The sequence below is a fragment of the Pseudomonas sp. Sample_20 genome (genome assembly GCF_004307585.1).
Taxonomy (GTDB): Bacteria; Pseudomonadota; Gammaproteobacteria; order Pseudomonadales; family Pseudomonadaceae; genus Aquipseudomonas; species Aquipseudomonas atacamensis.
Genome location: NZ_RCOA01000129.1, coordinates 59158 through 85048, shown reverse-complemented (window position 1 = coordinate 85048; position 25891 = coordinate 59158). Strand labels below are relative to the sequence as shown.

The following is a 25891-nucleotide window of genomic DNA, read 5'->3' as shown; positions in this document are numbered from 1 at the left end:
GCTGGCTGGTCAGCTCCGCCGCTCACGAAGAGCAGCGCGAAGGCCATGTGGTGATTCTTTCGGTGGGCACTCAGCGGATCGGCTTCGTCGTCGATCAACTGGTCGGCCAGGAAGAAGTGGTCATCAAGCCATTGGGCAAAATGCTCCAGGGAACTCCGGGCATGTCCGGCGCCACCATCACCGGTGACGGCCGCATTGCGCTGATTCTCGATGTTCCAAGCATGCTCAAGCGTTACGCCACAAAGCGTATTTGAATCCGGGGCGGCGGCGCGATGACGCGCCGCTGCACCTAATGGAGTGTTTATGGCAGTCAAAGTCCTGGTGGTGGACGATTCGGGTTTTTTCCGCCGCCGCGTCTCGGAAATTCTTTCGGCGGATCCGAGCATCCAGGTGGTCGGCACGGCCACCAACGGTAAAGAGGCGATCGATCAGGCCATGGCCCTCAAGCCTGACGTGATCACCATGGACTACGAGATGCCGATGATGGACGGCATCACGGCAGTGCGGCACATCATGCAGCGCTGCCCGACCCCGGTGTTGATGTTCTCCTCGCTGACCCACGAAGGCGCGCGGGTAACCCTCGATGCCCTGGACGCCGGCGCGGTGGATTTCCTGCCGAAGAATTTCGAAGACATCTCGCGCAACCCCGAGAAGGTCAAGCAACTGCTTTGCGAGAAAGTCCACAGCATCTCGCGCAGCAATCGTCGTTTCAGTGCCTACAGCGCGCCGGCTCCCGCCGCTGCGCCAGCGCCGACGCCTGCTCCGGCAGCGTCGAGCTACGGCAGCCACACGAGCCACAGCAACCCTGTCCCGGCACGTCCGGCGCCTGCGCCAGCGCCTGCCCGTGCAACCGCTGCCAGCGCTTCGTCGCCAGCACCGAAACGCAAAGCCTACAAACTGGTTGCCATCGGCACTTCGACGGGCGGCCCGGTCGCGCTGCAACGCGTACTGACGCAGTTACCGGCGAACTTCCCGGCGCCGATCGTGCTGATCCAGCACATGCCGGCGGCGTTCACCAAAGCGTTTGCCGAGCGTCTCGACAAGCTCTGCCGTATCAGCGTCAAGGAAGCCGAGGATGGCGACATCCTGCGTCCGGGCCTGGCGCTGCTGGCGCCGGGTGGCAAGCAGATGATGATCGACGGCCGTGGCGCGGTGAAGATTTTGCCGGGTGACGAACGTCTGAATTACAAGCCGTGCGTGGACATCACGTTCGGTTCTGCAGCCAAGTCCTACGGCGACAAAGTTCTGGCAGTGGTACTGACCGGCATGGGCGCCGACGGCCGCGAAGGCGCGCGTCTGCTCAAGCAGGGCGGCAGTTCGGTGTGGGCGCAGGACGAAGCAAGCTGCGTGATCTACGGCATGCCGATGGCCATCGTCAAAGCCGATCTGGCTGACGCGGTGTATGGTCTGGACGACATCGGCAAGCACATCGTCGAGGCGTGTATCTGATGGATGTTCTCAGCCTTATCGGCCTCATCATGGCGTTCGTCGCCATCATCGGCGGCAATTACCTTGAAGGCGGTCACCTCGGCGCGCTGGCCAACGGCCCGGCAGCGCTGATCGTTCTCGGCGGCACGGTCGGTGCTGCGCTGCTGCAATCGCCGATGAGCGCGTTCAAGCGCGCTATGCAGATTCTCGGCTGGATCTTCTTTCCGCCGCGTGTCGACCTGGCCGGCGGCATCGACCGCGTGGTCAATTGGAGCCTTACGGCGCGCAAGGAAGGCTTGCTCGGCCTCGAAGGCGTGGCCGACGCCGAACCTGACAGCTATTCGCGCAAGGGTCTGCAACTGCTGGTCGACGGCGCCGAGCCGGAAGCCATTCGCAGCATTCTCGAAGTGGATTTCTACACTCAGGAATCCCGCGATATCGAAGCGGCCAAGGTGTTCGAAAGCATGGGCGGCTACGCGCCGACCATCGGCATCATCGGCGCGGTGATGGGCCTGATTCACGTGATGGGCAACCTCGCTGATCCGTCGCAACTGGGTAACGGCATTGCCGTGGCGTTCGTCGCGACCATCTATGGCGTGGCCAGTGCCAACCTGATCCTCTTGCCGGTCGCGGCCAAGCTCAAGTCCATCGCGTTGCGGCAGTCGCGTTATCGCGAAATGTTGCTGGAAGGAATTCTGTCGATCGCCGAAGGTGAAAACCCTCGTTCCATTGAGTTGAAGCTGCAAGGCTTCATGGACTAAGGGAATAACCTCATGGCTCGTCGTCGCCACCAGGAAGAACACGTCAATCACGAGCGCTGGCTCGTGTCCTACGCGGATTTCATCACTTTGCTGTTCGCGTTTTTCGTGGTGATGTACTCGATCTCGTCGATCAACGAAGGCAAATACAAAGTCATTTCCGAAGCGCTGATCGGCGTGTTTACCGACTCCGATCGCTCGCTAAAACCGATTCCGATCGGCGACGAACGACCGAAAACCGTGACCCCGGCCAAGCCGCTGGTCAAGGATGCCGAGCAGGTCGACGCCGGTATTTCCGGGGCCAGCGATCCGCTGAAAAGCATCGCCGATGACATCAGCGCCGCGTTCGGTGACTTGATCAGCTCCAACCAGATGACCGTGCGCGGCAACGAGTTGTGGGTCGAGATCGAGCTCAATTCCAGCCTGTTGTTTGGCAGCGGCGACGCCATGCCGAGCGACATCGCGTTCAACATCATCGACAAGGTCGCGGCGATCCTCAAACCGTTCGACAACCCGATCCACGTCGAAGGCTTCACCGACGATCAACCGATCCGCACCGCGCAGTACCCGACCAACTGGGAACTGTCCTCGGCGCGTTCGGCGAGCATCGTGCGCATGCTCGCCATGCAGGGTGTGAACCCTGGGCGACTGGCATCGGTAGGCTACGGCGAATTCCAGCCAGTGGCCAACAACGCCACGGTCGAAGGCCGGGCGAAGAACCGTCGTGTGGTGCTGGTGGTGTCGCGCAATCTCGATGTGCGCCGCAGCCTCACCGGCACCGGAACCGCCAATGCGCAACCGGACGCGGCGTTGAAGCGCGCTGGCACACAAACTGCACCGACCCCGGTCAAGACGCCGGGACGCGAGAGTGCCGTCAATTCTCCGTCGCCCGCATTAACACGCTGAAGCATGTCTCGGCCAATCAACCTGGCCGGGAGGAACGAACTGAATGAGAGTCTGGGCAGTCGCCAATCAAAAGGGTGGTGTCGGTAAAACCACATCCTCCATCGCTTTAGCCGGGTTGCTGGCCGAGGCGGGCAAGCGCGTGGTTGTGGTCGATCTCGATCCGCACGGCTCGATGACCAGCTATTTCGGCTACGACCCCGACAGCCTGGAACACAGCAACTACGACCTGTTTCTGCACAAGGGCAGCGTGCCGCAAGGCCTGCCGGGGCAGTTGCTGTTGTCGACCAGCGACGAACGGATTTCCCTGCTGCCATCGAGCACCGCACTGGCCACCCTTGAGCGGCAGTCGCCGGGGCAGAGTGGCTTGGGTCTGGTGATCGCCAAGAGTCTGGCGCAACTGTGGCAGGACTTCGATTACGCGATCATCGACAGCCCGCCGTTGCTCGGTGTGCTGATGGTCAACGCCCTCGCGGCGAGCCAGCAATTGGTGATCCCGGTACAGACCGAGCACCTCGCCGTGAAAGGTCTGGAGCGCATGGTCAACACCCTGGCGATGATCAATCGTTCGCGCAAACAGCCGCTGCCGTTCAGCATCGTGCCGACTTTGTTCGACCGCCGCACGCAGGCCTCGATGGGCACCTTGCGCGTGCTGCGTGACAAATTCCCCGACGACATCTGGCACGGCTATATCCCGGTCGATACTCGTCTGCGCGACGCCAGCCGGGCGGGCGTCACGCCTTCGCAATTCGACGGCAAGAGCCGTGGCGTGCTGGCCTACCGCGCGCTGCTCAAGCACCTGCTCGCGCAGCAACTCGTTCCGCAGGTGGCCTGAGATGATTTCGATCTGCTTGCCCGAACCCTGTGGGAGCGAGCCTGCTCGCGAAGCAGACAACGCGGTTTCCCTGTCAGGCGCTGATCACCGATGAACCGCCCAGTGAAACTCACGTCACGTCCGCAACAGGCCTTGCAGTCCTATCTGGAAGACCTGTTGCTCGACCTGCCCGAGGACTTGCCTGCGCCGGTCGAAGCGCCGCCGCCAGTCGTCGAACAGGCGCAGCCTGAAGTGGTGGAAAGCACCGAGGCCATGGACGAGTTCCAGGCCGCGGTGCTGGAAGAACAGGCCCGCGACGCGCAGAAATCCGTCGCTCCGATTACCGCGCCTGCCGCTGCCCCCGTGGCCAAAGCACCGGTGGCGCTGATCGACGAACCGCGCGCGCCACTGTCGACACTTGCGCCGCTGCTGCAAACACAATTATTGACCGTGCCGGAACCCGAACCGGAGCCAGAACCCGCGCCGCAGATTGCTGAGCCGCAGGCGCTGGTCCCGCCGCTGGTGGAAGTGCACCTGCCGCCGAACAACCCGCCGCCACCGGTCGAGCCCGATGGCCGTCCGGCCTGGGCTGCCGAAGCCTTCGAATGCTTGCTGTTCGATGTTGCCGGGCTGACCCTGGCGGTGCCGCTGGTGTGCCTCGGCTCGATCTATTCGCTGGCCGGCCACGAGCTGACGCCGCTGTTTGGCCAGCCGGAGTGGTTCCTCGGCATTCTGCCGAGCCAGGCCGGTAATCTGAAAGTCTTGGACACCGCGCGTTGGGTCATGCCGGATCGTTACCGCGATGACTTCCGGCAGGGCCTGCAATACGTGATTTCGGTACAAGGTTACGAGTGGGGGCTGGCGGTGCATCAGGTCAGCCGCTCGTTGCGCCTGGACCCGAATGAGATCAAATGGAGAAGTCACCGGGGTCAGCGGCCATGGCTCGCCGGCACCGTGATCGAGCACATGTGTGCATTGCTTGACGTATCCGCGCTGGCCGAGTTGATCGCCAGCGGCGGGGCAAAGCACTTGAGTGGCAACAAGCCGCTACATAAACCGACATAGCAGCCGACATAACAATCAGGCGATGGCATTTTCCAGTGCCACCACACAGAACACACACCGCCCGGGGCGGTTTTTTCGAGGGGTCAGGGTATGAGTAGTCAGGCGTCGAATGCAAAAGGTTCTGAAGATCCGATCCTGCAATGGGTGACCTTCAAACTGGATAACGAAACCTACGGCATCAACGTGATGCGCGTGCAGGAAGTGCTGCGCTACACCGAGATCGCGCCGGTGCCGGGTGCACCGAGCTACGTGCTGGGCATCATCAACCTGCGCGGTAACGTGGTCACCGTGATCGACACCCGTCAGCGCTTCGGCCTGCACAGCGGCGAGATCAGCGACAACACCCGTATCGTCATCATCGAAGCCGACAAGCAAGTCGTCGGCATCATGGTCGACAGCGTCGCCGAAGTGGTTTACCTGCGTCAGTCGGAAATCGAAACCGCACCGAACGTCGGTAACGAAGAATCGGCCAAGTTCATTCAGGGCGTGTGCAACAAGAACAACGAACTGCTGATTCTGGTCGAGCTGGACAAGATGATGAGCGAAGAAGAATGGTCGGAACTGGAGAGCATCTGATTTGATTCTCGAGGTTGCGGTAATTGTTCTGTTCCTGTTCTGGGCCGGCACGCTGGCGATGTTCGTCTCGTACATCAAGGCGCAGCGAGTGATCGCTGCACAGCAGGCCCAGGGTGATGCGCTGCGTGATCAGCGCATCAAGGAACTGGCCAAACGCGTCGACGATTACCAGAACGGCAACGTGCGCATGGGCGAGGCCCTGCACGAGTTGCGCGCGGTGGTAAGCCCGTTGCCGGACAAGATCGTTGCACTGGAACAACGCGACCCGTCGAGCCTGTCATTCGCCCAGGCGGCGAAACTGGTAGGCATGGGCGCCAGCGTCGATGAACTGACTCAGTCGTGCGGGTTGACCCAGGCTGAAGCGGAGTTGATGCGCAAGTTGCACAAGGGCAGCTAGGAGCTTCAGGCTTCGAGCGGCAAGCAAGATCAAAAGCGCTATCCGCGAGCAGGCTCGCTCCCACATTTGATCACAGTCGAATGTGAGATCGTTCCCACGCTCTGCGTGGGAACGCATCCTGGGACGCTCCGCGTTCCGCCTGTGAAATGTGACGCGGAGCGTCACCGGCGGCATTCCCACGCGGAGCGTGGGAACGATCAAATCAAAAGCGCTATTCGCGAGCAGGCTCACTCCCACATTTGATCACGGTCGAATGTGGGAGTGAGCTTGCTCGCGAAGGCGTCTTCGAAGTCTCAGTAATCATCCCCGCGATCAGTGACGTCCTTCTCGACCATCGGCGCGTTCGGGTCCTGTCCCTCGGGGAATTTGCCTTTCAGGTTCCAGGCAAACGCGATGATCTCGGCGATGGTGCGATAGAGCTCTTCGGGAATGCTGTCGCCCAGTTCCATCCGCGCCAGCAGGCGCACCAGTTCGGCGTTCTCGTAGATCGGCACTTCGTAATCGCGAGCGATGCGCAGGATTTCTTCGGCCAGTTCTTCGTCGCCCTTGGCGGTGAGGGTCGGGGCGTGGTTGCCGTCGTATTTGAGGGCGATGGCCTGGCGTGGGGCAGTGGAATCGTTCATGCGGTTTCGTCGACCCAGCGGTGTTCGAGGCGGGTTTGGTTGCCTTGCGGCGGGGTGCCGTGGTGGCAGTCGAGGTCGCCGACGTTGAGCCCGGAATCGAGCAAGCGCTGGCGCAGGGCGAACAGGTTGTTCTCAATCAGGTCGGCGGTGTACGGACGCTCAGCCCACAGCTGACTGGACAGGCTGCCGGCGATCAGTTGCGCCTGAATCAGCATCGGCCCGAGCGGTTCCAGATCGAAGGCCAGATCGACGCGCCACAGTTGCTGTTTGGCTTCGCGCTCATCGCGGCGTTCATGCGGCTGCGGTTCGCGCTCCGGCGCTTCTTCACGCTGGAATTTGACCTGCAACGGTACGATGTCTTGCAGGTTGCGCATGGGGATTTCCAGCTGCCAAGTGCTGAGCAAGCGGCCATCGTCGGTGACGCCGGTCTGCTCCAGGCTCGACAGCTGGTGGCTCTGCAGACGCGACACCGCAGCGGCGGCGAGGCGCAACAGTTGTTCGAGATCACCTTCGCCTTCCAGTTTCGCCAGCAGTCGTTCGGGCAACGGGAAGCTGCTCGGCACCGGTTTGGCGCTGACCTGGCCGAGGGTGCCGAGGGCGTTCCGGACGAAACTCGGCAGTGCCTGCGCCAGGGTATTAGCGGCGATGATCGCATTGAAATTGGTGTTGCTTGGCAGGCCCGGGGTCAGTTGCGCGATCAGTTTGAGCAGGTCGGCTTTCATGTCCGGGGCGAGAGTCGGATTCTGTCCGCCGAGCAATTTCGCTTCGAGGAACGCGCCGCTGTTGGCCAGCGCCAGCGCCACGCCTTTGGCAGTGCTCATTTGCTGTACGTCCGGCAGGCTGGCGAGCAACTTGTCGACCACCGCGCGCAGATCGGCCGAGGTCTGGTCAGTGGTGGGCGGCAGATTTTGCAACATCTTCAGCAGGCCATCGAGCGAGCCCTGACGACTTTGCTGACCGAGCAATTGCTGACTCACCGCCAGTTGTTCCTGACGGCTGCTCAGCGGCACGAATTTGAGGGTCTGCGCATCCTGCACCTGCGCCGACAACAGGGTGCCGATGCGCAGCGGTTGCGGGCTGTCGACGGTCAAGGTGCTGCCGCTCAATGCGGTGTTGAGCAGGGTGACCATCGAGCGAAATACCGCCGCTTGCCCCGGCGTCTGCGGCAGGGCTTGCGAGGTCACGACTTTGCCTTGCAGCAAGGTGCCGGCGGGCAATTGCGCGGTATCGATGCGGGTCAGGGTGGCGACGCTGCTGGCGATCGCTTGCTGCACGGTGATCGCCAGATTGCCGGCCGAGGGCTGAGTGATCGCCAGGTTGGTGCCCTGTGGCAACGGCAGGTTGCTGCTGGCCTGTACGGTGGTCTGACGGCCGCTGTCGAGGGTCACTTTGAGCAGCAATTCAAAGGTCTGATCGGCCTGCTTGAGCGACAACACCTCGGCCTTGGCGCTTTGCCCCGCGCCGATCAAGCCCTCGACCGGCGTCAGCAGCTTGAGCAGTTCACCCATCTGCGGGCGAGCGCTCGCCGGCACGGTGGGCGGCAGCGGGAGGATGTTCATTTCGCCTGTCATACGCGGACACAACCTGAGGAAATTGCGCTCTTGAGAGTAAGGCACGGCATGTATAATGCCGCGCGTCGTGCGCTTCGTTCAAAAAACCTGGCAATTGTTTGATCCAGCTCGCCAGATCGAGCGATCAAAGCATCTATGCTGCATCTCTTTAACGGCCGCTCCAGAGCCGACTTGAACCGTATAAGGCCCGTGATCCCTTGACCAGTCCTGTCCTGCAAACCGTTGCCCTGGCGTGTGAACGCGATCTCAGGCTGCTTTTCGAAAACCTCGAATTGCGCCTGGCCAGTGGCGACATGGTGCAGATCAGCGGCCCCAACGGCAGCGGCAAGACCAGTCTTTTACGTCTGCTCGCCGGTTTGATGCAACCCACCGATGGCCAGGTGCTGCTCAACGGTCAGCCGCTGACCGAGCAACGCAGCGAACTGGCGCGAAACCTGTTGTGGATCGGCCACGCCGCCGGGATCAAGGATCTGCTCACTCCCGAAGAAAACCTGTCGTGGCTGTGCGCCCTGCATCATCCCGCCGAACGCGAGGCGATCTGGCAGGCGCTGGCAGCGGTAGGATTGCGCGGTTTCGAAGACGTTCCCTGCCACAGTCTTTCCGCCGGCCAACAGCGCCGTGTGGCGCTGGCGCGGTTGTATCTGGACAGCCCGCCGTTGTGGATTCTCGACGAACCGTTCACCGCGCTGGACAAGCAGGGCGTTGCGCAACTGGAAGAGCATCTGGCCGGCCACTGCGAACGCGGCGGCCTGGTGGTGCTGACCACCCACCACACCCTGAGCCGCATGCCGGCCGGTTATCGCGACATCGATCTGGGGAAATGGGCGGTATGAGTGTCTTCGGCCTGCTGCTTGCCCGCGAATCGCGACTGCTGTTCCGCCGCCCGGCGGAGCTGGCCAATCCGCTGATTTTCTTTGCCATCGTCATTGCCCTTTTCCCGCTGGCCGTCGGCCCGGAAACTCAAGTCTTGCAAAACCTGTCCCCGGGGTTAGTCTGGGTGGCGGCGTTGTTGTCGGTCCTGCTGTCGCTGGACGGATTGTTTCGCAGTGACTTCGAAGACGGCTCGCTGGAGCAGTGGGTCCTTTCGTCGCACCCGCTGCCGCTTCTGGTCCTGGCCAAGGTGCTGGCACACTGGCTGTTCTCCGGTCTGGCACTGGTGCTGCTGTCGCCGTTGCTGGCGTTGATGCTCGGCTTGCCGGCTGCGTGCCTGCCGGTGCTGCTGCTGTCGTTGTTGCTCGGTACGCCGGTGTTGAGCCTGCTCGGTGCAGTCGGCGCGGCGCTGACGGTCGGCCTGAAGCGCGGCGGCCTGTTGCTGGCGCTGCTGATTCTGCCGTTGTACATCCCGGTGTTGATCCTTGGCAGCGGCGCGTTGCAAGCGGCGCTGCAAGGCATGCCGGCGACCGGATACCTGTTGTGGATGGCCAGCCTCACAGCGCTGGCGATCACCCTGACACCCTTTGCAATAGCCGCTGGCCTGAAGATCAGCGTCGGCGAATAATAATGAGGCCTGGTCAAAAATTGACCACTTCTATCAGAAGAAAGGCATGACCCTCTGCCAGCTCGCGATGATGAGCGGCAACCGTGATGGAAACAGTATGAACTGGACCTGGTTTCACAAGCTCGGCTCGCCCAAGTGGTTCTACGGCATCAGCGGCAAGTTCCTGCCGTGGTTGAGCATTGCAGCGTTGCTGCTGATCGGCGTTGGCGTGGTCTGGGGCCTGGCCTTCGCGCCGCCGGATTACCAGCAAGGCAACAGCTTTCGCATCATCTATATCCACGTGCCAGCGGCGATGCTCGCCCAGTCGATCTACGTGATGCTCGCGGTGTGCGGCGTGGTCGGGCTGGTGTGGAAAATGAAGCTGGCCGACGTTGCCCTGCAATGCGCCGCACCGATCGGTGCGTGGATGACTGCCGTGGCGCTGGTTACCGGGGCCATCTGGGGCAAGCCGACCTGGGGCTCGTGGTGGGTTTGGGATGCGCGCCTGACCTCGATGCTGATTCTGCTGTTTCTGTATTTCGGCGTGATCGCGCTGGGCAATGCCATCAGCAACCGCGACAGCGCCGCCAAGGCCTGCGCGGTGCTGGCAATTGTTGGTGTGATCAACATTCCGATCATCAAATATTCGGTGGAGTGGTGGAACACCCTGCACCAGGGCGCGACGTTCACTCTCACGGAAAAACCGGCGATGCCCGCGGAAATGTGGCTGCCGCTGCTGCTGACGGTGCTGGGTTTCTACTGCTTCTTCGGCGCCGTGCTGTTGCTGCGCATGCGTCTGGAAGTACTCAAGCGCGAGGCCCGCGCCAGTTGGGTGAAGACCGAAGTGCAGCAGAGTCTGGAGGCGGCGCGATGAGTTTTGCTTCATTCGGCGATTTTCTCGCCATGGGCCATCACGGCCTGTATGTCTGGTCGGCCTACGGCATCTGCCTAGCGGTGCTGGCCCTCAACGTGGTGGCGCCGATTGCGGCGCGCAAGCGTTATCTGCAACAAGAGGCGCGTCGTCTGCGCCGGGAGAACGGCAAGTGAATGCGCTGCGCAAAAAACGTCTGATCATCATTCTGGCGATTCTGGTCGGAGTGGGCGCTGCTGTTGGCCTGGCCCTGAGCGCGCTGCAGGAAAACATCAATCTGTTTTACACGCCGACGCAGATCGCCAACGGCGAAGCGCCGCAGGACACGCGCATCCGCGCCGGCGGCATGGTCGAGGCCGGTTCGCTGCAACGCTCCAAGGATTCGCTGGACGTCAAATTCGTCGTCACCGACTTCAACAAATCCGTGACCATCGCCTATCGCGGCATCCTCCCGGATCTGTTCCGCGAAGGGCAGGGCATCGTCGCCCTCGGCAAGCTCAATGCTGATGGCGTAGTGGTCGCCGATGAAGTGCTGGCCAAGCACGACGAGAAGTACATGCCGCCGGAAGTGACCAAAGCGCTGAAGGACAGCGGTCAATCCGCACCGACGCCTGTGAAGGAGGGTTGATCGATGGCCGCCGCACTGTTTATTCCCGAGCTGGGCCATCTGGCGATGATCCTCGCGCTGTGTTTTGCACTGGTCCAGGCGCTGGTGCCGATGCTCGGCGCGTGGCGCGGCGACCGCTTGTGGATGAGCCTGGCGCAACCGGCGGCGTGGGGCCAGTTTGCCTTTCTGCTGTTTGCCTTTGGCTGCCTGACCTACGCGTTCATGACCGACGATTTCTCGGTCGGCTACGTGGCGATGAACTCCAACAGCGCGCTGCCGTGGTACTACAAATTCAGCGCAGTGTGGGGCGCCCACGAAGGTTCGCTGCTGCTGTGGGCGTTGATCCTCGGCGGCTGGACCTTCGCCGTGTCGGTGTTCTCCCGGCAGTTGCCGCAAGTCATGCTCGCCCGCGTCCTGGCGGTGATGGGCATGATCAGCACCGGTTTCCTGCTGTTTCTGATTCTCACATCGAACCCGTTCTCGCGGATCCTGCCGCAGATTCCCGCCGACGGTCGCGACCTTAACCCGTTGCTGCAAGACATTGGCCTGATCGTGCATCCGCCAATGCTGTACATGGGTTACGTCGGTTTCTCGGTAGCGTTCGCGTTCGCTATCGCCGCGCTGCTCGGCGGGCGTCTCGATGCGGCGTGGGCGCGCTGGTCGCGGCCATGGACCATCGTCGCCTGGGCCTTCCTCGGCATCGGCATCACCCTCGGGTCGTGGTGGGCGTATTACGAACTCGGCTGGGGCGGCTGGTGGTTCTGGGACCCGGTGGAAAACGCCTCGTTCATGCCGTGGCTGGTCGGCACCGCGTTGATTCACTCGCTGGCCGTTACCGAAAAGCGTGGCGTGTTCAAGAGCTGGACGGTGTTGCTGGCGATCGCCGCGTTCTCGTTGAGCCTGCTCGGCACCTTCCTCGTACGCTCGGGCGTGCTGACTTCGGTGCATGCCTTCGCTTCGGATCCCGAGCGCGGCGTGTTCATCCTGATTTTCCTGCTGTTCGTGGTGGGCGGTTCACTGACGCTGTTTGCGCTGCGTGCGCCGGTGGTGAAAAGCCAGGTCGGGTTCAATCTTTGGTCACGGGAAACCTTGCTGCTGGGCAACAACCTGGTGCTGGTCGTGGCCGCGTCGATGATCCTCCTTGGCACCTTGTATCCGCTGATTCTTGATGCCATCAGCGGCGCCAAGCTGTCGGTCGGCCCGCCGTACTTCAATGCGCTGTTCATCCCGTTGATGGCGTTGCTGATGCTGGTCATGGCGATCGGCGTGATCGTGCGCTGGAAGGACACGCCAGTGAAATGGCTGGCGAGCATGCTCACTCCGGTGCTGCTCGGCAGCGTCGCATTGGCCGTGGTGGCCGGCGTGGCGTACGGCGATTTCAACTGGGCAGTGATCGCGACGTTCCTGCTGGCGGCGTGGGTGTTGCTCGCCGGCGTGCGCGATCTGTTCGACAAGACCCGGCACAAAGGCCTGATCAAAGGTTTGCCGACGCTGACCCGCAGTTATTGGGGCATGCAGATCGCCCACCTCGGCATCGCCGTGTGCGCGTTGGGCGTGGTGTTGTCGAGCCAGAACAGTGCCGAGCGCGACCTGCGTCTGGCGCCGGGCGAGTCGATGGATCTGGCCGGCTATCAGTTCGTCTTCGAAGGCGCCAAGCATTTCGAGGGGCCGAATTTTACCTCCGACAAAGGCACCATCCGCGTCATTCGCGACGGCAAGGAAATCAGCGTGCTGCATCCGGAAAAACGTCTGTACACCGTGCAGAACTCGGTGATGACCGAAGCCGGCATCGATGCCGGTTTCACTCGCGATCTCTACGTAGCCCTCGGCGAGCCGCTGGATAACGGCGCCTGGGCCGTGCGCGTTCACGTCAAACCTTTCGTGCGCTGGATCTGGTTCGGCGGCTTGCTCACCGGATTGGGTGGTTTGCTGGCGGCGCTGGATCGGCGTTATCGGGTCAAGGTGAAAAGCAAAGTGCGCGAAGCGCTGGGCATGACGGGAGCGGCGGCATGAGGCGTTGGTTGATGTTGTTGCCGCTGGCGATTTTTCTGCTGGTGGCAGTGTTTCTTTATCGTGGGCTGTATCTGGATCCGGCGGAGCTGCCGTCGGCGATGATCGACAAGCCGTTCCCGGAGTTTTCCCTGCCGAGTGTGCAGGGTGACAAGACGCTGACCAAGGCCGACATTCTCGGCAAACCGGCGCTGGTCAATGTCTGGGGCACCTGGTGCATCTCCTGCCGCGTCGAGCACCCGGTGCTGAACAAACTCGCCGAGCGCGGCGTGGTGATCTACGGCATCAACTACAAGGACACCAATGCCGACGCCTTGAAGTGGCTGGCCGATTTTCACAATCCGTATGCGCTGGATATTCGTGACGACGAGGGTTCGCTGGGCTTGAATCTTGGTGTCTACGGCGCGCCGGAAACCTTCTTCATCGACGCCAAAGGCATCATCCGCGACAAGTTCGTCGGGGTGATCGACGAGCAGGTCTGGCGCGAAAAACTCGCGGCCAAGTATCAGGCGCTGGTCGATGAGGCCAAGCCATGAAGGGTTTTCTCGCAGCGGTGGTGCTGGGTTTGAGCCTGGCCGGTGTCGCCCATGCGGCCATCGACACCTACGAATTTGCCAAAGAGGGCGACCGCGAGCGTTTCCGCGAACTGACCAAGGAACTGCGCTGCCCCAAATGCCAGAACCAGGACATCGCCGACTCCAACGCACCGATTGCCGCCGACCTGCGCAAAGAGATTTTCCGCATGCTCGGCGAGGGCAAGGACAATCAGCAGATCATCGACTTCATGGTCGATCGCTACGGTGATTTCGTCCGCTACAAACCGGCGCTCAATGCCAAGACCGCGCTGCTGTGGTTCGGCCCGGCCGGGCTGCTGCTCGGTGGATTCGTGGTGATCGCGCTGATCGTGCGCAGGCGTCGCGGGCAACGCGCCGAAACGCCGTCATCGCTGTCTGCCGAAGAACGTCAGCGTCTCGACCAACTGTTGGATAAAAACCAAGAATGATTGATTTCTGGCTCGCCGCAGGGCTGTTGCTTCTGGTCGCCCTGAGTTTTCTGCTGATCCCGGTGCTGCGCGAACGCCGTGCTCAGCGGGAAGAAGATCGCACCGCGTTGAACGTCGCGCTGTACCAGGAACGGGTTGCCGAGCTGCAAGCGCAGCAGGCCGAAGGCGTGCTCGACGCCGCGCAACTGGACAGCGGCCGCGCGGAAGCTGCGCGTGAACTGCTCGCCGACACCGAAGGCGCCGTCGCGCCGCGTGTCTCGCGCCTGGGTAAACCGTTGCCGCTGCTGGCCGCCGTGCTGGTACCGGTGCTGGGTCTCGGTCTGTACCTGCATTTCGGCGCCGCCGACAAGGTCGAACTGACCCGCGAATTCGCTCAGGCACCGCAGTCGATGGAAGAGATGACCCAGCGTCTGGAACGTGCGGTTGCCGCGCAACCGGATTCCGCTGAAGGCTTGTATTTCCTCGGCCGTACCTACATGGCTCAAGACCGTCCGGCAGACGCGGCGAAGATGTTCGAACGCGCCGCCAACCTCGCCGGTCGCCAGCCGGAACTGCTCGGCCAGTGGGCGCAGGCGCAGTATTTTGCTGACGGTAAAAAGTGGTCGGAGCAGATTCAGAAACTGACCGACGAAGCGCTGAAGGCCGATCCGAAGGAAGTTACCAGCCTCGGCCTGCTCGGCATCGCCGCGTTTGAAGGCGAGCGTTATCAGGAGGCCATCGACTACTGGAATCGCCTGCTCGCGCAACTGCCGCCGGATGACAACTCTCGCGTTGCGCTGCAAGGCGGCATCGAGCGTGCCGCCGAACGCTTGAAAGCCAGCGGCGGCAAAGTTGCCGAGGCAGCGGCGCCGAAAAGCGCGTTGCTGACAGTCAGCGTTGATCTGGCCAGCGACCTCAAGAGCAAGGTGCAACCGGGCGACAGCGTGTTCATCTTCGCCCGCGCCACTTCTGGCCCACCGGCGCCGCTGGCGGCCAAACGTCTGACCGTGGCTGACCTGCCGGTGACCGTCGAACTGGGCGATGCCGACGCAATGATGCCGCAGTTGAAACTGTCCAACTTCCCTGAAGTCCAACTGGTTGCGCGTATCTCACGGGCCGGTCAACCGACTGCCGGTGAGTGGATTGGTCGCAGCGGCCCAGTGGCCAGCAGCACCACCGCGCCACAAAAACTGACCATCGACAGCCCGGACAAGTAACCGGACCCAACAGGAAAGCACCGCCATGCACACCATCGCCCGCATCACAGTCCTCACACTGGCCCTGGGCTTGAGTGCATGTGCGGTACAACGCCCGGAACCGACCACCAGCCTGCCGCCGATCCCGCCGTCTCAGCCAAGCCCGACCCCGTCGACCTCGCCAAGCCCCGGCAAGAGCATCCCGGCCAAACCCGCCAAGCCCGTGCCCCGCACCTCGGCCAGCTTCGCCCCGCCACCGGGCGGCAACAGCCACTGGGACCAGAAGCTCGGCGTCTACGTGCTCGACGACCAGACCAACACCTTCTACCGCCAGCGCACCTACTACCGCTGGAACAACGGCTGGAGCCGCTCGGTCAGCCCCAACGGCCCTTGGGAAGACACCAACATCCACGGCGTCCCGCCGGGGTTGGGCAAGAAGTTCGGGCAGTGATGAGAAACGGCGATCTTGGGATCGTCGTTTTTTTTGCCGTTTGAATCACACCTTGTAAAACTACCAACCATCACTCCGCCCCATTCTGTGCTTGAGTAAAGATAACTCTAGAGTTACTTTCAATGGGCCAGGCCAAGGAGGCGGTTGGTGCAGAGCAGGCTATTGATGAAGGAGCTGGAGGAGGCGGGCTGGACGCTGGATCGGGTTGCGGGCAGTCATCACATCTTCACTCATCGTTACAACCCGAACACGATTGCCGTCCCGCATCCGAAAAAGGATTTACCGTTGGGGACAGTCAAAAGCATTCGGCGGCGCGCGGGGTTATTCAGCCCGCCAACCCGTCATGAAGGAGATCCGTAATGCAATATCCCATCTGCATCGAGTGGGGTGACGAGAACACTGCCATCGGCATTCAGATCCCCGATATTCCCGGCGCGGTCACGGCCGGGGACAGCTTTGAAGAGGCCTACAACGCGGCCGTGGAAGTGGCTCACCTCATGCTGCAGGAGATCGCGGCGGCCGGTCAGGCGATTCCGATGCCGACCTCGGCAGCGGCGCATCGCAATCGTCCGGATTTTGCCGAGATGGGCTGGGGCATGCTGGAGCTGGATATCTCGCCGTACCTGGGCAAGACCGAAAAGGTCAACGTTACGCTGCCCGGCTATGTCATTCAGCGTATTGATCGCTATGTACGCGAGCACAACGTCAAAAGCCGCTCTTCGTTTCTGGCGGATGCGGCGATGGAGAAACTGGTTCGGTATTGAAGGTACGTCCAATTGTGGGAGCGAGCCTGCTCGCGAAAGCGTCAGGTCAGGCACTGATCTGTGGCTGACACACCGCCTTCGCGAGCAGGCTCGCTCCCACACTGGTTTTGTGTGTTGCAGTGATTCGAAGGTCACCCAAACCTGTGGGAGCGAGCCTGCTCGCGAAGCTTTTGAAGCCTTAAGCCGTGGCCAATGAAGCGCGTCGTGAAACACTCAGAAACCGCAACAACGCCAACAGCGGAAAGACGCTACCAACAATCACGATCCACAACCAGCCGCCATGCTCGTACACCGCACTGGCCACCGAGGAGCCGAAGGCGCCGCCGATGAAGATGCTGGTCATGTACAGCGCGTTCAAGCGGCCACGACTTTTCGCGTCCAGCGAGTACACCGCGCGTTGGCCGAGGACCATGTTCATCTGCACGCAGAAGTCCAGCACCACGCCGGTCACGGCCAGGCCGATGACGCTGTAGGCGGGGTGAATGAAGGCGGGCAGGAAGCTCAGGCTGGCGAAGAGCATGGCCAGCAGCGAGGCGATGCGTGTGTGACCGGCATCGGCGAGGCGGCCGCTGATTGGCGCGGCGATGGCACCGATCGCGCCGACCAGAGCGAAGATCGCAATTTCGCTTTGCGACAGGCCATGGTTGCGTGCCAGCTCCAGGGGCACGGCGGTCCAGAACAGGCTGAACGTGGCAAACATGCAGCCCTGATAAAACGCCCGCTGACGCAGCACCGGTTGCTGGCGCAGGAGTGTCCATAGCGAACCGATCAACTGGCCATAGGTGGCGCTGTGATCCGGCTGGCGCTTGGGCACGGTCAGTGCCAGCACCACGCTGATTGCCGCCATCAACGCTGCGGCGATCATGAACATGGCGCGCCAGCCGAGGTGATCGGCGACCACACTCGACACCGGTCGCGCCAACAGAATACCCAGCAGCAAACCGCCCATGATCCCGCCCACCACCCGGCCACGGGATTCTTCCGGCGCAAGATGCGCGGCCAGCGGAATCAGGATCTGCACCGACACCGAGCTGAAGCCGACCAGCAACGAGATCAGCAGGAACACGTTCGGCTGCTCGGTAAACGCTGCGCCAAGCAGACTGGCAATCGCCACGACCGTGGTGATGATCATCAGCCGCCGGTTCTCCAGCAGATCCCCCAGCGGCACCAGAAAGAACAGGCCCAACGCGTAACCGATCTGGGTCAGCGAGACGATGAAACTGGCCATGGTGTCGGAGAGGCCGATGTCTGGCGCGATCAGGCCGATGATCGGTTGTGCGTAGTAGATGTTGGCAACAATGGCGCCGCAGCAAAACGCGAACAGCAGGACCATGCCTCGGGTCATTGCGTGAGGAGTGGTAGTCATAGGGGATCTCGGGTCGGGCACAGGAAAGGGCTGAGGCTAATGGACAATGTGGACTGGCAGAAGACGTTTTCGGATGATAACTGTTATTACGCCGTGTAATGACCGGTATTCCCACGCAACAAAAAAGGCGACCCGGTGGGTCGCCTTTTGATTTTTCAGATCAAGCTTTACTGCCCGCTATAAATCTGATCAAACACGCCACCATCATTGAAGTGGGTTTTCTGCACCGTGCGCCAGTCACCAAAGGTCTTCTCCACCGAAAGGAAATCCACTTTCGGGAAGCGATCGGTGTACTTCGCCAGCACCGCCGGGTCACGCGGGCGCAGGTAGTTGGCCGCCGCAATTTCCTGTCCTTCCGGCGACCACAGGTACTTCAGATACTCATCAGCCGCAGCGCGCGAGCCTTTCTTGTCGACGACTTTATCGACCACCGAAACCGGTGGCTCGGCTTCTGCGGAGACGCTTGGGTAGATGACTTCGAACTGATCGCGACCGAACTCGCGAGCGATCATTTCCGCTTCGTTTTCAAAGGTCACCAGCACGTCGCCGATCTGGTTGGTCATGAACGTGGTGGTGGCCGCGCGGCCACCGGTGTCGAGCACCGGCGCCTGCTTGAACAGCTTGCCGACGAAATCCTTGGCCTTGTTCTCGTCACCACCGTTTTTCAGTACATAGCCCCAGGCCGACAGGTAGGTGTAGCGGCCATTACCGGAAGTTTTCGGGTTGGGCACGATGACCTGAACGCCGTCCTTGAGCAGGTCCGGCCAATCTTTCAGCGCTTTTGGATTGCCCTTGCGAACGATGAACACTGTCGCCGAGGTGAACGGTGCGCTGTTGTTCGGCAGGCGCGTGACCCAGTTGTCCGGGACCAGTTTGCCGTTGTCGGCGAGGGCGTTGATGTCGGTGGCCATGTTCATGGTGATGACGTCAGCCGGCAGGCCGTCGATCACCGAACGCGCCTGCTTGCTCGAGCCGCCGAAGGACATCTGCACGGTGATGTTTTCGTTGTGCTCGGCTTGCCAGTGCTTCTGGAACGCAGTGTTGTAGTCCTTGTAGAAATCGCGCATCACGTCGTAGGAAACGTTGAGCAGCGTCGGTGCTGCCTGAGCGATGTTGGCCAAGGCCAGGCCGGCGGCGAGAAGTGAGGCGCCAAAGAGTTTTTTCACTGCGCATTCCTTGTTCTGTGGGGTGTTATGCCAAAAATGAAGCCATTTGCCAGCGACTATAACGGGCAGCGCATAGTCGCTTAAAGATTAAAAAGCTCTGTGCTTATTCCACTTTCCTGAACAGCTGACTACCGCAGCGCGAACAGAACGCTGCGCTCTGCTCGTGGGTCTTTTTCTGACAGCCCGGGCAGTCATGTTGCAGCTGCTCGCCGCGCATGGCATTGGCCAGCTCAGCGGTGAAGATCCCTGTCGGCACAGCGATGATCGAATAACCGGTGATCATCACCAGCGAGGAAATCACCTGGCCCAGCGGCGTCTTCGGCACGATGTCGCCGAAGCCCACAGTGGTCAAGGTCACGATCGCCCAATAGATGCCTTTGGGAATGCTGGTGAAGCCATGTTCCGGGCCTTCGATCACGTACATCAGCGTGCCGAACACCGTCACCAGCGTGCACACGCTGACCAGAAACACGACGATTTTCTGCTTGCTGCCGCGCAGCGCCGACATCAGATAGTTGGCTTGCTTGAGATACGGGCTGAGCTTGAGCACGCGGAAAATCCGCAGCATCCGAATGATGCGGATGATCAGCAGATACTGCGCATCGCTGTAATACAGCGCGAGGATGCCCGGCACGATCGCCAGCAGATCCACCAGGCCATAAAAGCTGAAGGCATAGCGCAGTGGCTTGGGCGAGCAGTACAGACGCAGGATGTACTCGCCGAGGAAAATCGCCGTGAAGCCCCACTCGATATAGGCCAGAACGTCGGCGTAATTACGGTGAATGCTGTCGATACTGTCGAGCATCACGATCACCAGGCTGGCGAGGATGATCAACAGCAGGATGCCGTCGAAGCGACGCCCGGCCGGGGTGTCGCTCTGGAAGATCATGACGTAAAGCCGTTCGCGCCAATTGTTGCTGCTGTCCATGGATAACGCCTGAATCGAAGATCAGCGCAGCCTAGGGTGATTCTCCTCGTGAGCGCAAGACTCATGCGCAAGCGACGCTTTGCCAAGCATTTGAATGCCGGCACGAATCAACCAGCAGGCGAGGATGAACGGCGCGGTCAGCGTCGCCAATCCAAGGGCAGCAAACAGCGGCGTCACCAGCAGTGCCAGGACAATTGCCAGCAGCGGCAGCCACGGATTTTGTCGTTGAGCGCTGAAGGCGAGGGCGGCGAGTACGGCGTTGTAGCCACCGAGCCCAAGCAGCGCGGCGGAGGTTTCGTGGTGCAGCAGACTCGAGCCGAGGCCGATCGCCGACGCCAGTAGCGCCCAGCAGAACGCGCGGCGATCAGCAATCAGCAAACCGCTGGCAATCAACGCCCCGGCCAATGGATGGTCGAGAAAGATCACCTGGCCGAATCCGCGCAGTTCAGCGGCCAGCAGATTTGTCGTGTTCAGGTCGACCGATGCCGCCGGCGCGGACGGCTCGGCGAACATCAGCAGCACCCAGCTGAGCGCCACGAACGGCGAGGTATACGCCGGTATGGCGCGACTGCGGTACACGTGTTTGAGCCATTGCTGAGTGAGCATCGCGCTCAAGCCGCCCGCTGCAAGAATCAACGGCGGCAGCAGTGGCGACCAAGGGAAATACAGGCTCAGCAGCAGGCCAAGCAGCACGCCGTTGTAGCTGAATAGCCCGGCCTGGCGATCGGCCTTGGCGTAGTTGCGCCGCTGCGCGGTGAGCAGACCGGCAACGCCACCGAGCAGCGCCCCGGCGAACAGTACCGGCGCGGTCAGCAGAATCGCCAACAGACACAGCAGGCCGCACAGCGGATGGCGCTGGAAGAAAATCTGACTGAAACCGTTGAGCAAAGCCTCGGCCCAGTCGGGGCAGTGGGTGTTGAAGTGATTGGCAGGCATGTTGAGAAAATCTGGGCAGTTGGAACATCAAAAGGTCTTGCAAGTCCCTGTGGCGAGGGGATTTATCCCCGTTGGGCTGCGCAGCAGTCGTCGCTTTTGAGGGTGTGACGGTTTCCACAGAGAAACCGCATTCTCCGATGGGGGGCCGCTTCGCAGCCCAACGGGGATAAATCCCCTCGCCACAAGGTTATGCACCCACTTTTAGGGTGGGTTAAATCAACGTTTCGATCCGCAGCGAATTGGTCGATCCCGGCTGCCCGAACGGCACGCCGGCGGTGATCAGCAGCGTGTCGCCACGCTCGGCCATGCCTTGCGCCTGAGCAATCTCCAGTGCGGTCGAGCAGACTTCGTCGACCTGCCGCAGGCGATCGTTGACCACCGAATGAATGCCCCACGCCACGCTCAAGCGCCGCGCGGTTTGCAGGTTCGGCGTCAGATTGAGGATCGGTGCTTTCGGCCGTTCCCGGGATGCGCGCAACGTCGAGGCGCCGGACTCGCTGTAATTGACCAGCACCGCCACCGGCAACACGTTGCTGATCCGGCGGATCGCACAGCTGATCGCATCGGAAACCGTCGCCTCGGCTTTCGGTCGGCTGACGTCGAGCTGGGTCTGATAGTCCGGGCCGTTCTCCACCTGACGGATGATCTTGCTCATCATCTGCACGGCTTCCAGCGGGTATTCGCCGGACGCGGTCTCCGCCGAGAGCATCACCGCATCGGCGCCTTCGGCCACGGCGTTGGCGACGTCAGTCACCTCGGCACGGGTTGGGGCAGGGGAGAAGCGCATTGACTCGAGCATCTGTGTCGCCACCACCACCGGTTTGCCCAGCGCGCGGCAGGTGGTGATGATGTTTTTCTGAATCTGCGGCACGCTCTCCGCCGGCACTTCCACACCAAGATCGCCGCGCGCGACCATGATCGCGTCGCTCAACTCAGCAATCTCACGCAGTTGCTCGACCGCCGAAGGCTTCTCGATTTTCGCCATCAGAAACGCCTTGTCGCCGATCAATGCGCGGGCTTCGACAATGTCCTGCGGGCGCTGCACGAACGACAGCGCGACCCAGTCCACACCCAATTCCAGGCCGAAGCTCAGATCGCGGCGATCCTTGGCGGTCAGCGGGCTCAGGTCGAGCACCGCTTGCGGCACGTTCACACCTTTGCGATCAGACAGTTCGCCGCCGTTGAGCACGGTGGTGTCGATCGCATCGGCGTACTTGGTGACCACGCGCAGGCGCAGCTTGCCGTCGTCGAGCAGCAGATCCATACCGGCTTCCAGCGCAGCAATGATCTCCGGATGCGGCAGGTTGACCCGGCGCTCATCGCCCGCTGTCGTATCGAGATCGAGGCGGAACGCCTGACCGCGATGCAACTGCACCTTGCCGTTAGCGAACTTGCCGACACGCAGTTTCGGCCCCTGCAGATCCATCAGAATGCCCAGCGGGTAGTTGAGCTGACGCTCGACTTCGCGGATCCATTGATAGCGCTTGGCGTGGTCGGCGTGATCGCCGTGGCTGAAGTTCAGGCGGAAGATATTGACCCCGGCCTCGACCAGCTCGCGGATGTCGTCGATGCCGTCGACGGCAGGGCCGAGGGTGGCGAGGATTTTGACCTTTTTATCAGGCGTCATGATTTGCAGTTCTCAAGGATCAGAATGGCGCGGAAGTCGTTGACATTGGTGCGGGTCGGCTCGGTGACGATCAGTGCATCGAGCGCCTGGAAGTAGCCGTAGCCGTTGTTGTTATCCAGCTCGTCGCTGGCGCTCAGACCCAGTGCGGCGGCGCGGGCGTAGCTGTCCGGGGTCATGATCGCGCCGGCGTTGTCTTCCGAGCCGTCGATGCCATCGGTGTCGCCGGCCAGCGCGTAGACGCCGGGCTGGCCCTTGAGGCTGTCGGTCAGGCTGAGGAGGAATTCGGCATTGCGTCCGCCACGGCCATTGCCGCGCACGGTTACCGTGGTTTCACCGCCGGAGAGAATCACGCACGGCGCCGCCAGTGGCTGGCCGTGATTGATGATCTGTCGGGCGATGCCGGCGTGGACTTTCGCCACTTCACGGGATTCGCCTTCGAGGTCGCCGAGAATCAAGGTGCTGAAACCGGCCTGCCGGCATTTCACCGCCGCCGCGTCCAGCGATTGCTGCGGGCGGGCGATCAACTGGAAATGACTGCGCGCCAGGCTTGGGTCGCCGGGTTTGACCGTTTCCGATTCCGGACTTTGCAGCCAGGTACGCACGGAGGCGGGAATGTCGATGCCGTAGCGCTTGATGATCGCCAGTGCTTCGGCCGAAGTGCTTGGATCGGCCACGGTCGGCCCGGACGCGATGACGGTGGCGAGGTCGCCGGGCACATCGGAAATCGCGTAGGTATAAACCGTCGCCGGCCAGCAGGCCTTGCCGAGGCGGCCGCCCTTGATCGCCGAGAGGTGCTTGCGCACGCAGTTCATCTCGCCGATGGTCGCGCCGGATTTGAGCAGGGCTTTGTTGATCGACTGCTTGTCAGCGAGGGTGATGCCTTCGGCCGGCAGGGCGAGCAGGGCAGAGCCGCCGCCGGAGAGCAGGAAGATCACGCGGTCGTCTTCAGTCAGGTTGCTGACCAGCTCCAGCACACGTTTGGCCACGGCCAGACCTGCCGAATCCGGCACCGGGTGTGCGGCTTCGACCACTTCGATTTTTTCGCACGGAGCGCCGTGGCCGTAGCGGGTCACCACCAGGCCGGTGACTTCACCCTCCCAGCAGCGCTCGACCACTTGCGCCATGGCAGCAGCGGCTTTGCCGGCGCCGATGACGATCACCCGGCCCGTGCGATCGGCAGGTAAATGGGCTTCGAGGACTTGGTTCGGATGGGCCGCGTCGATGGCTGTGGCAAACAGCTCGCGCAGCAGTTGTTGCGGATCGACCGACATGGCGGGCTCCCGGAATTCTTGTTATTCGAAAGGGCAACTCGGAACCCTTGTGGGAGCGAGCCTGCTCGCGAACGCGGTATGTCAGCCAACATGGATGTTGAATGTGAAGCCGCTTTCGCGAGCAGGCTCGCTCCCACAGGGTTTTGTGCAGGCTTTATTTATTGTCGCGAATCGAGAAATTGGCCATGTGTTCCAGGCCCTTGATCAGCGCCGAGTGGTCCCAGTTGCTGCCACCGATGGCCGCGCAGGTGCTGAATACCTGCTGGGCATTGGCGGTGTTCGGCAGGTTGATGTTCAGCTCCTTGGCGCCTTGCAGGGCCAGGTTCAGGTCCTTCTGGTGCAGGCTGATGCGGAAGCCCGGATCGAAGGTGCCTTTGATCATGCGCTCGCCGTGTACTTCGAGAATCTTCGAAGAAGCGAAACCGCCCATCAGCGCTTCACGCACCTTGGCTGGATCTGCACCGTTTTTCGAGGCGAACAGCAGGGCTTCGGCTACGGCCTGGATGTTCAGCGCGACGATGATCTGGTTCGCCACTTTGGCGGTCTGGCCGTCGCCATTGCCGCCGACCAGGGTGATGTTCTTGCCCATGGCCTGGAACAGCGGCAGGGCGCGCTCGAAGGCATCGGCGTCGCCACCGACCATGATGCTCAGAGTGGCGGCCTTGGCGCCGACTTCACCGCCGGACACTGGCGCGTCGAGGTATTGCGCGCCTTTCTCGTTGATCTTGGCGGCGAAGGCTTTGGTCGCGGTCGGCGAAATCGAGCTCATGTCGATGACTACTTTGCCTTTGCCGATACCGGCGGCAACACCGTCGGCGCGGAACAGCACGTCATCGACCTGCGGGGTGTCCGGAACCATGACGATGATGAATTCGGCTTCCTGCGCCACTTCGCGCGGATTGGCCAGGGCGACGGCGCCGGCAGCGAGCAGATCGGCCGGGGCCGCGTCGTGGTGTTGCGACAGGAACAGGCTGTGACCGGCTTTCTGCAGGTTCGCCGCCATTGGGTGGCCCATGATGCCGGTGCCGATGAATCCGATTTTAGCCATGAGAAAATCCTCTTGTTTTTGTCGTGCCCCCAACCCATGGCTGGTGAGCTTTTGTGGCGAGGGGATTTATCCCCGTTGGGCAGCGCAGCTGCCCCAGATTTTTTGCAATGCGTGGTCAATCAGATTGCGTTGTGTGATTTCAACCAACCCAGGCCCGCTTCGGTGGTGGTCAGCGGTTTGTATTCGCAGCCGACCCAACCCTGATAACCGATGCGATCAAGGTGTTCGAACAGGAAGCGGTAGTTGATCTCACCGGTGCCCGGCTCGTTGCGCCCCGGGTTGTCCGCGAGCTGCACATGGTTGATCTCGCCCAGGTGTGATTGCAGGGTGCGGGCCAGATCGCCTTCCATGATTTGCATGTGGTAGATGTCGTATTGCAGGAACAGATTGGCGCTGCCGACCTGCTCGCGAATCGACAGGGCTTGCGCCGTGTTGTTCAGGTAGAAACCGGGAATGTCGCGGGTGTTGATCGCTTCCATCACCAGTTTGATGCCCGCCGCTTGCAGCTTGTCGGCGGCGTATTTGAGGTTGGCGACGAAGGTCTTTTCCACGGTGGCATCGTCAACGCCTTGCGGGCGGATACCGGCCAGGCAGTTGACCTGGGTGTTGCCCAGCACTTGTGCGTAAGCGATCGCCAGATCGACCCCGGCGCGGAACTCTTCGACCCGATCCGGCAGGCAGGCAATACCGCGCTCGCCCTTGGCCCAGTCACCGGCCGGCAGGTTGAACAGCACTTGGGTCAGCCCGTTGGCCTCGAGTTTTGCCTTGATTTCAGCCGAGCTGAAGTCGTACGGGAACAGGTATTCCACGCCACTGAAACCGGCCTTGGCGGCGGCGTCGAAACGGGCAAGGAAATCCTGTTCGGTGAACAGCATGGACAGGTTGGCTGCGAAACGCGGCATGGTGGTCTCCCGTAAATCTTGTGAAGTCCCATGTGGGAGCGAGCTGTGGCGAGGGGATTTATCCCCGTTCGGCTGCGAAGCAGTCGTAAACCATTGTATGCGGTGTACCTGATACGTCGCGGTTTCAGGTTTTGAGGCCGCTTCGCGCCCTAAC

The 25891-nt window shown here is 61.7% G+C and carries 30 protein-coding genes; 20 read left to right on the top strand and 10 right to left on the bottom strand.

The annotated features are described in order from the left end of the window. From D8U70_RS26275 to D8U70_RS26240, 8 genes are all read left to right on the top strand, one after another. On the top strand, positions 1-254 hold a 254-nt coding region (locus tag D8U70_RS26275), incomplete at its 5' end, for a chemotaxis protein CheW (RefSeq protein ID WP_177434003.1). A 49-nt stretch (positions 255-303) separates the two neighbouring features. Continuing rightward, the gene (locus tag D8U70_RS26270; protein ID WP_130930097.1) at positions 304-1449 is read left to right on the top strand and encodes a chemotaxis response regulator protein-glutamate methylesterase; all 1146 of its coding nucleotides are present in this window, start codon (positions 304-306) and stop codon (positions 1447-1449) included. Next, positions 1449-2189, top strand: coding sequence for a flagellar motor protein (locus tag D8U70_RS26265; RefSeq protein ID WP_016771055.1), 741 nt, complete (start codon positions 1449-1451; stop codon positions 2187-2189). The genes D8U70_RS26270 and D8U70_RS26265 overlap by 1 nt, the downstream gene beginning before the upstream one ends. A gap of 12 nt (positions 2190-2201) precedes the next feature. Next, positions 2202-3092: a flagellar motor protein MotD gene (motD, locus tag D8U70_RS26260; protein ID WP_016771054.1), complete on the top strand. Its 891-nt coding sequence runs from the start codon at positions 2202-2204 to the stop codon at positions 3090-3092. A gap of 43 nt (positions 3093-3135) precedes the next feature. Then, a complete protein-coding gene (locus D8U70_RS26255; protein WP_024012121.1) occupies positions 3136-3924 on the top strand; it encodes a ParA family protein in 789 nt (262 codons plus the stop codon). Between the two features lie 90 nt (positions 3925-4014). Then, the gene (locus tag D8U70_RS26250; RefSeq protein WP_110645078.1) at positions 4015-4968 is read left to right on the top strand and encodes a CheW domain-containing protein; all 954 of its coding nucleotides are present in this window, start codon (positions 4015-4017) and stop codon (positions 4966-4968) included. 90 nt (positions 4969-5058) lie between these two features. After that, entirely contained in the window at positions 5059-5544 is a 486-nt protein-coding gene (locus D8U70_RS26245) for a chemotaxis protein CheW (protein ID WP_016771050.1), read from the top strand. A 1-nt stretch (position 5545) separates the two neighbouring features. Next, a complete protein-coding gene (locus tag D8U70_RS26240; protein WP_016771049.1) occupies positions 5546-5941 on the top strand; it encodes a DUF2802 domain-containing protein in 396 nt (131 codons plus the stop codon). A gap of 293 nt (positions 5942-6234) precedes the next feature. Here D8U70_RS26240 and D8U70_RS26230 read toward each other — a convergent pair whose 3' ends face one another. Both D8U70_RS26230 and D8U70_RS26225 read right to left on the bottom strand, forming a co-directional pair. After that, a complete protein-coding gene (locus D8U70_RS26230; protein ID WP_071171454.1) occupies positions 6235-6564 on the bottom strand; it encodes an EscU/YscU/HrcU family type III secretion system export apparatus switch protein in 330 nt (109 codons plus the stop codon). Then, complete coding sequence (locus tag D8U70_RS26225; protein WP_130930095.1) at positions 6561-8135, bottom strand: flagellar hook-length control protein FliK; 1575 nt, start codon at positions 8133-8135, stop codon at positions 6561-6563. The genes D8U70_RS26230 and D8U70_RS26225 overlap by 4 nt, the downstream gene beginning before the upstream one ends. Before the next feature lie 197 nt (positions 8136-8332). Between D8U70_RS26225 and ccmA the strand changes: the two genes are divergently transcribed. From ccmA to D8U70_RS26165, 12 genes are all read left to right on the top strand, one after another. Continuing rightward, on the top strand, positions 8333-8968 hold the full coding sequence (gene ccmA / locus D8U70_RS26220; RefSeq protein WP_073472746.1) for a cytochrome c biogenesis heme-transporting ATPase CcmA: 636 nt from the start codon (positions 8333-8335) through the stop codon (positions 8966-8968). Next, a complete protein-coding gene (gene ccmB / locus D8U70_RS26215) occupies positions 8965-9633 on the top strand; it encodes a heme exporter protein CcmB (RefSeq protein ID WP_039763615.1) in 669 nt (222 codons plus the stop codon). Before ccmA ends, ccmB begins: the two co-directional genes overlap by 4 nt. Before the next feature lie 97 nt (positions 9634-9730). Continuing rightward, positions 9731-10486: a heme ABC transporter permease gene (locus D8U70_RS26210; protein WP_038860475.1), complete on the top strand. Its 756-nt coding sequence runs from the start codon at positions 9731-9733 to the stop codon at positions 10484-10486. Next, positions 10483-10659: a heme exporter protein CcmD gene (ccmD, locus tag D8U70_RS26205; protein ID WP_016771045.1), complete on the top strand. Its 177-nt coding sequence runs from the start codon at positions 10483-10485 to the stop codon at positions 10657-10659. The genes D8U70_RS26210 and ccmD overlap by 4 nt, the downstream gene beginning before the upstream one ends. Next, complete coding sequence (gene ccmE / locus D8U70_RS26200) at positions 10656-11111, top strand: cytochrome c maturation protein CcmE (RefSeq protein ID WP_016771044.1); 456 nt, start codon at positions 10656-10658, stop codon at positions 11109-11111. The genes ccmD and ccmE overlap by 4 nt, the downstream gene beginning before the upstream one ends. A 3-nt stretch (positions 11112-11114) precedes the next feature. Further along, entirely contained in the window at positions 11115-13103 is a 1989-nt protein-coding gene (locus tag D8U70_RS26195; RefSeq protein ID WP_041479622.1) for a heme lyase CcmF/NrfE family subunit, read from the top strand. Continuing rightward, positions 13100-13636, top strand: a complete 537-nt coding sequence (locus D8U70_RS26190) for a DsbE family thiol:disulfide interchange protein (protein WP_130930094.1) — start codon at positions 13100-13102, stop codon at positions 13634-13636. Before D8U70_RS26195 ends, D8U70_RS26190 begins: the two co-directional genes overlap by 4 nt. Continuing rightward, entirely contained in the window at positions 13633-14103 is a 471-nt protein-coding gene (locus D8U70_RS26185) for a cytochrome c-type biogenesis protein (RefSeq protein ID WP_073472741.1), read from the top strand. The genes D8U70_RS26190 and D8U70_RS26185 overlap by 4 nt, the downstream gene beginning before the upstream one ends. After that, positions 14100-15299: a c-type cytochrome biogenesis protein CcmI gene (ccmI, locus tag D8U70_RS26180; RefSeq protein ID WP_130930093.1), complete on the top strand. Its 1200-nt coding sequence runs from the start codon at positions 14100-14102 to the stop codon at positions 15297-15299. The genes D8U70_RS26185 and ccmI overlap by 4 nt, the downstream gene beginning before the upstream one ends. Before the next feature lie 25 nt (positions 15300-15324). Next, positions 15325-15729 (top strand): hypothetical protein, encoded by a 405-nt coding sequence (locus D8U70_RS26175; protein WP_016771039.1) that lies wholly within the window; start codon positions 15325-15327, stop codon positions 15727-15729. A 147-nt stretch (positions 15730-15876) separates the two neighbouring features. Continuing rightward, positions 15877-16089 (top strand): type II toxin-antitoxin system HicA family toxin, encoded by a 213-nt coding sequence (locus D8U70_RS26170; protein WP_076566640.1) that lies wholly within the window; start codon positions 15877-15879, stop codon positions 16087-16089. Then, positions 16089-16493 carry a type II toxin-antitoxin system HicB family antitoxin gene (locus D8U70_RS26165; protein WP_130930092.1) on the top strand — a complete coding sequence of 135 codons (405 nt, stop codon included), beginning with the start codon at positions 16089-16091 and terminating at the stop codon, positions 16491-16493. Before D8U70_RS26170 ends, D8U70_RS26165 begins: the two co-directional genes overlap by 1 nt. Before the next feature lie 178 nt (positions 16494-16671). Here the strand turns inward: D8U70_RS26165 and D8U70_RS26160 are convergent, their stop codons facing one another. The 8 genes from D8U70_RS26160 to hyi form a co-directional block, all read right to left on the bottom strand. Beyond that, positions 16672-17859 carry an MFS transporter gene (locus D8U70_RS26160; protein WP_122704692.1) on the bottom strand — a complete coding sequence of 396 codons (1188 nt, stop codon included), beginning with the start codon at positions 17857-17859 and terminating at the stop codon, positions 16672-16674. Positions 17860-18026: 167 nt separating this feature from the next. Beyond that, positions 18027-19025, bottom strand: coding sequence for a sulfate ABC transporter substrate-binding protein (locus D8U70_RS26155; RefSeq protein WP_016771033.1), 999 nt, complete (start codon positions 19023-19025; stop codon positions 18027-18029). A 103-nt stretch (positions 19026-19128) separates the two neighbouring features. Further along, entirely contained in the window at positions 19129-19953 is an 825-nt protein-coding gene (locus D8U70_RS26150) for an ion transporter (protein ID WP_042607567.1), read from the bottom strand. A gap of 21 nt (positions 19954-19974) precedes the next feature. Further along, complete coding sequence (locus D8U70_RS26145) at positions 19975-20889, bottom strand: urea transporter (RefSeq protein WP_130930091.1); 915 nt, start codon at positions 20887-20889, stop codon at positions 19975-19977. Between the two features lie 211 nt (positions 20890-21100). Further along, positions 21101-22516, bottom strand: coding sequence for a pyruvate kinase (pyk, locus tag D8U70_RS26140; RefSeq protein WP_130930090.1), 1416 nt, complete (start codon positions 22514-22516; stop codon positions 21101-21103). Further along, positions 22513-23787, bottom strand: a complete 1275-nt coding sequence (locus D8U70_RS26135) for a glycerate kinase (protein WP_130930089.1) — start codon at positions 23785-23787, stop codon at positions 22513-22515. Before D8U70_RS26135 ends, pyk begins: the two co-directional genes overlap by 4 nt. A gap of 154 nt (positions 23788-23941) precedes the next feature. Then, positions 23942-24835, bottom strand: coding sequence for a 2-hydroxy-3-oxopropionate reductase (locus D8U70_RS26125; protein WP_041479609.1), 894 nt, complete (start codon positions 24833-24835; stop codon positions 23942-23944). Positions 24836-24954: 119 nt separating this feature from the next. Further along, positions 24955-25737 (bottom strand): hydroxypyruvate isomerase, encoded by a 783-nt coding sequence (gene hyi / locus D8U70_RS26120; RefSeq protein WP_095180741.1) that lies wholly within the window; start codon positions 25735-25737, stop codon positions 24955-24957. Positions 25738-25891: the final 154 nt, after the last annotated feature.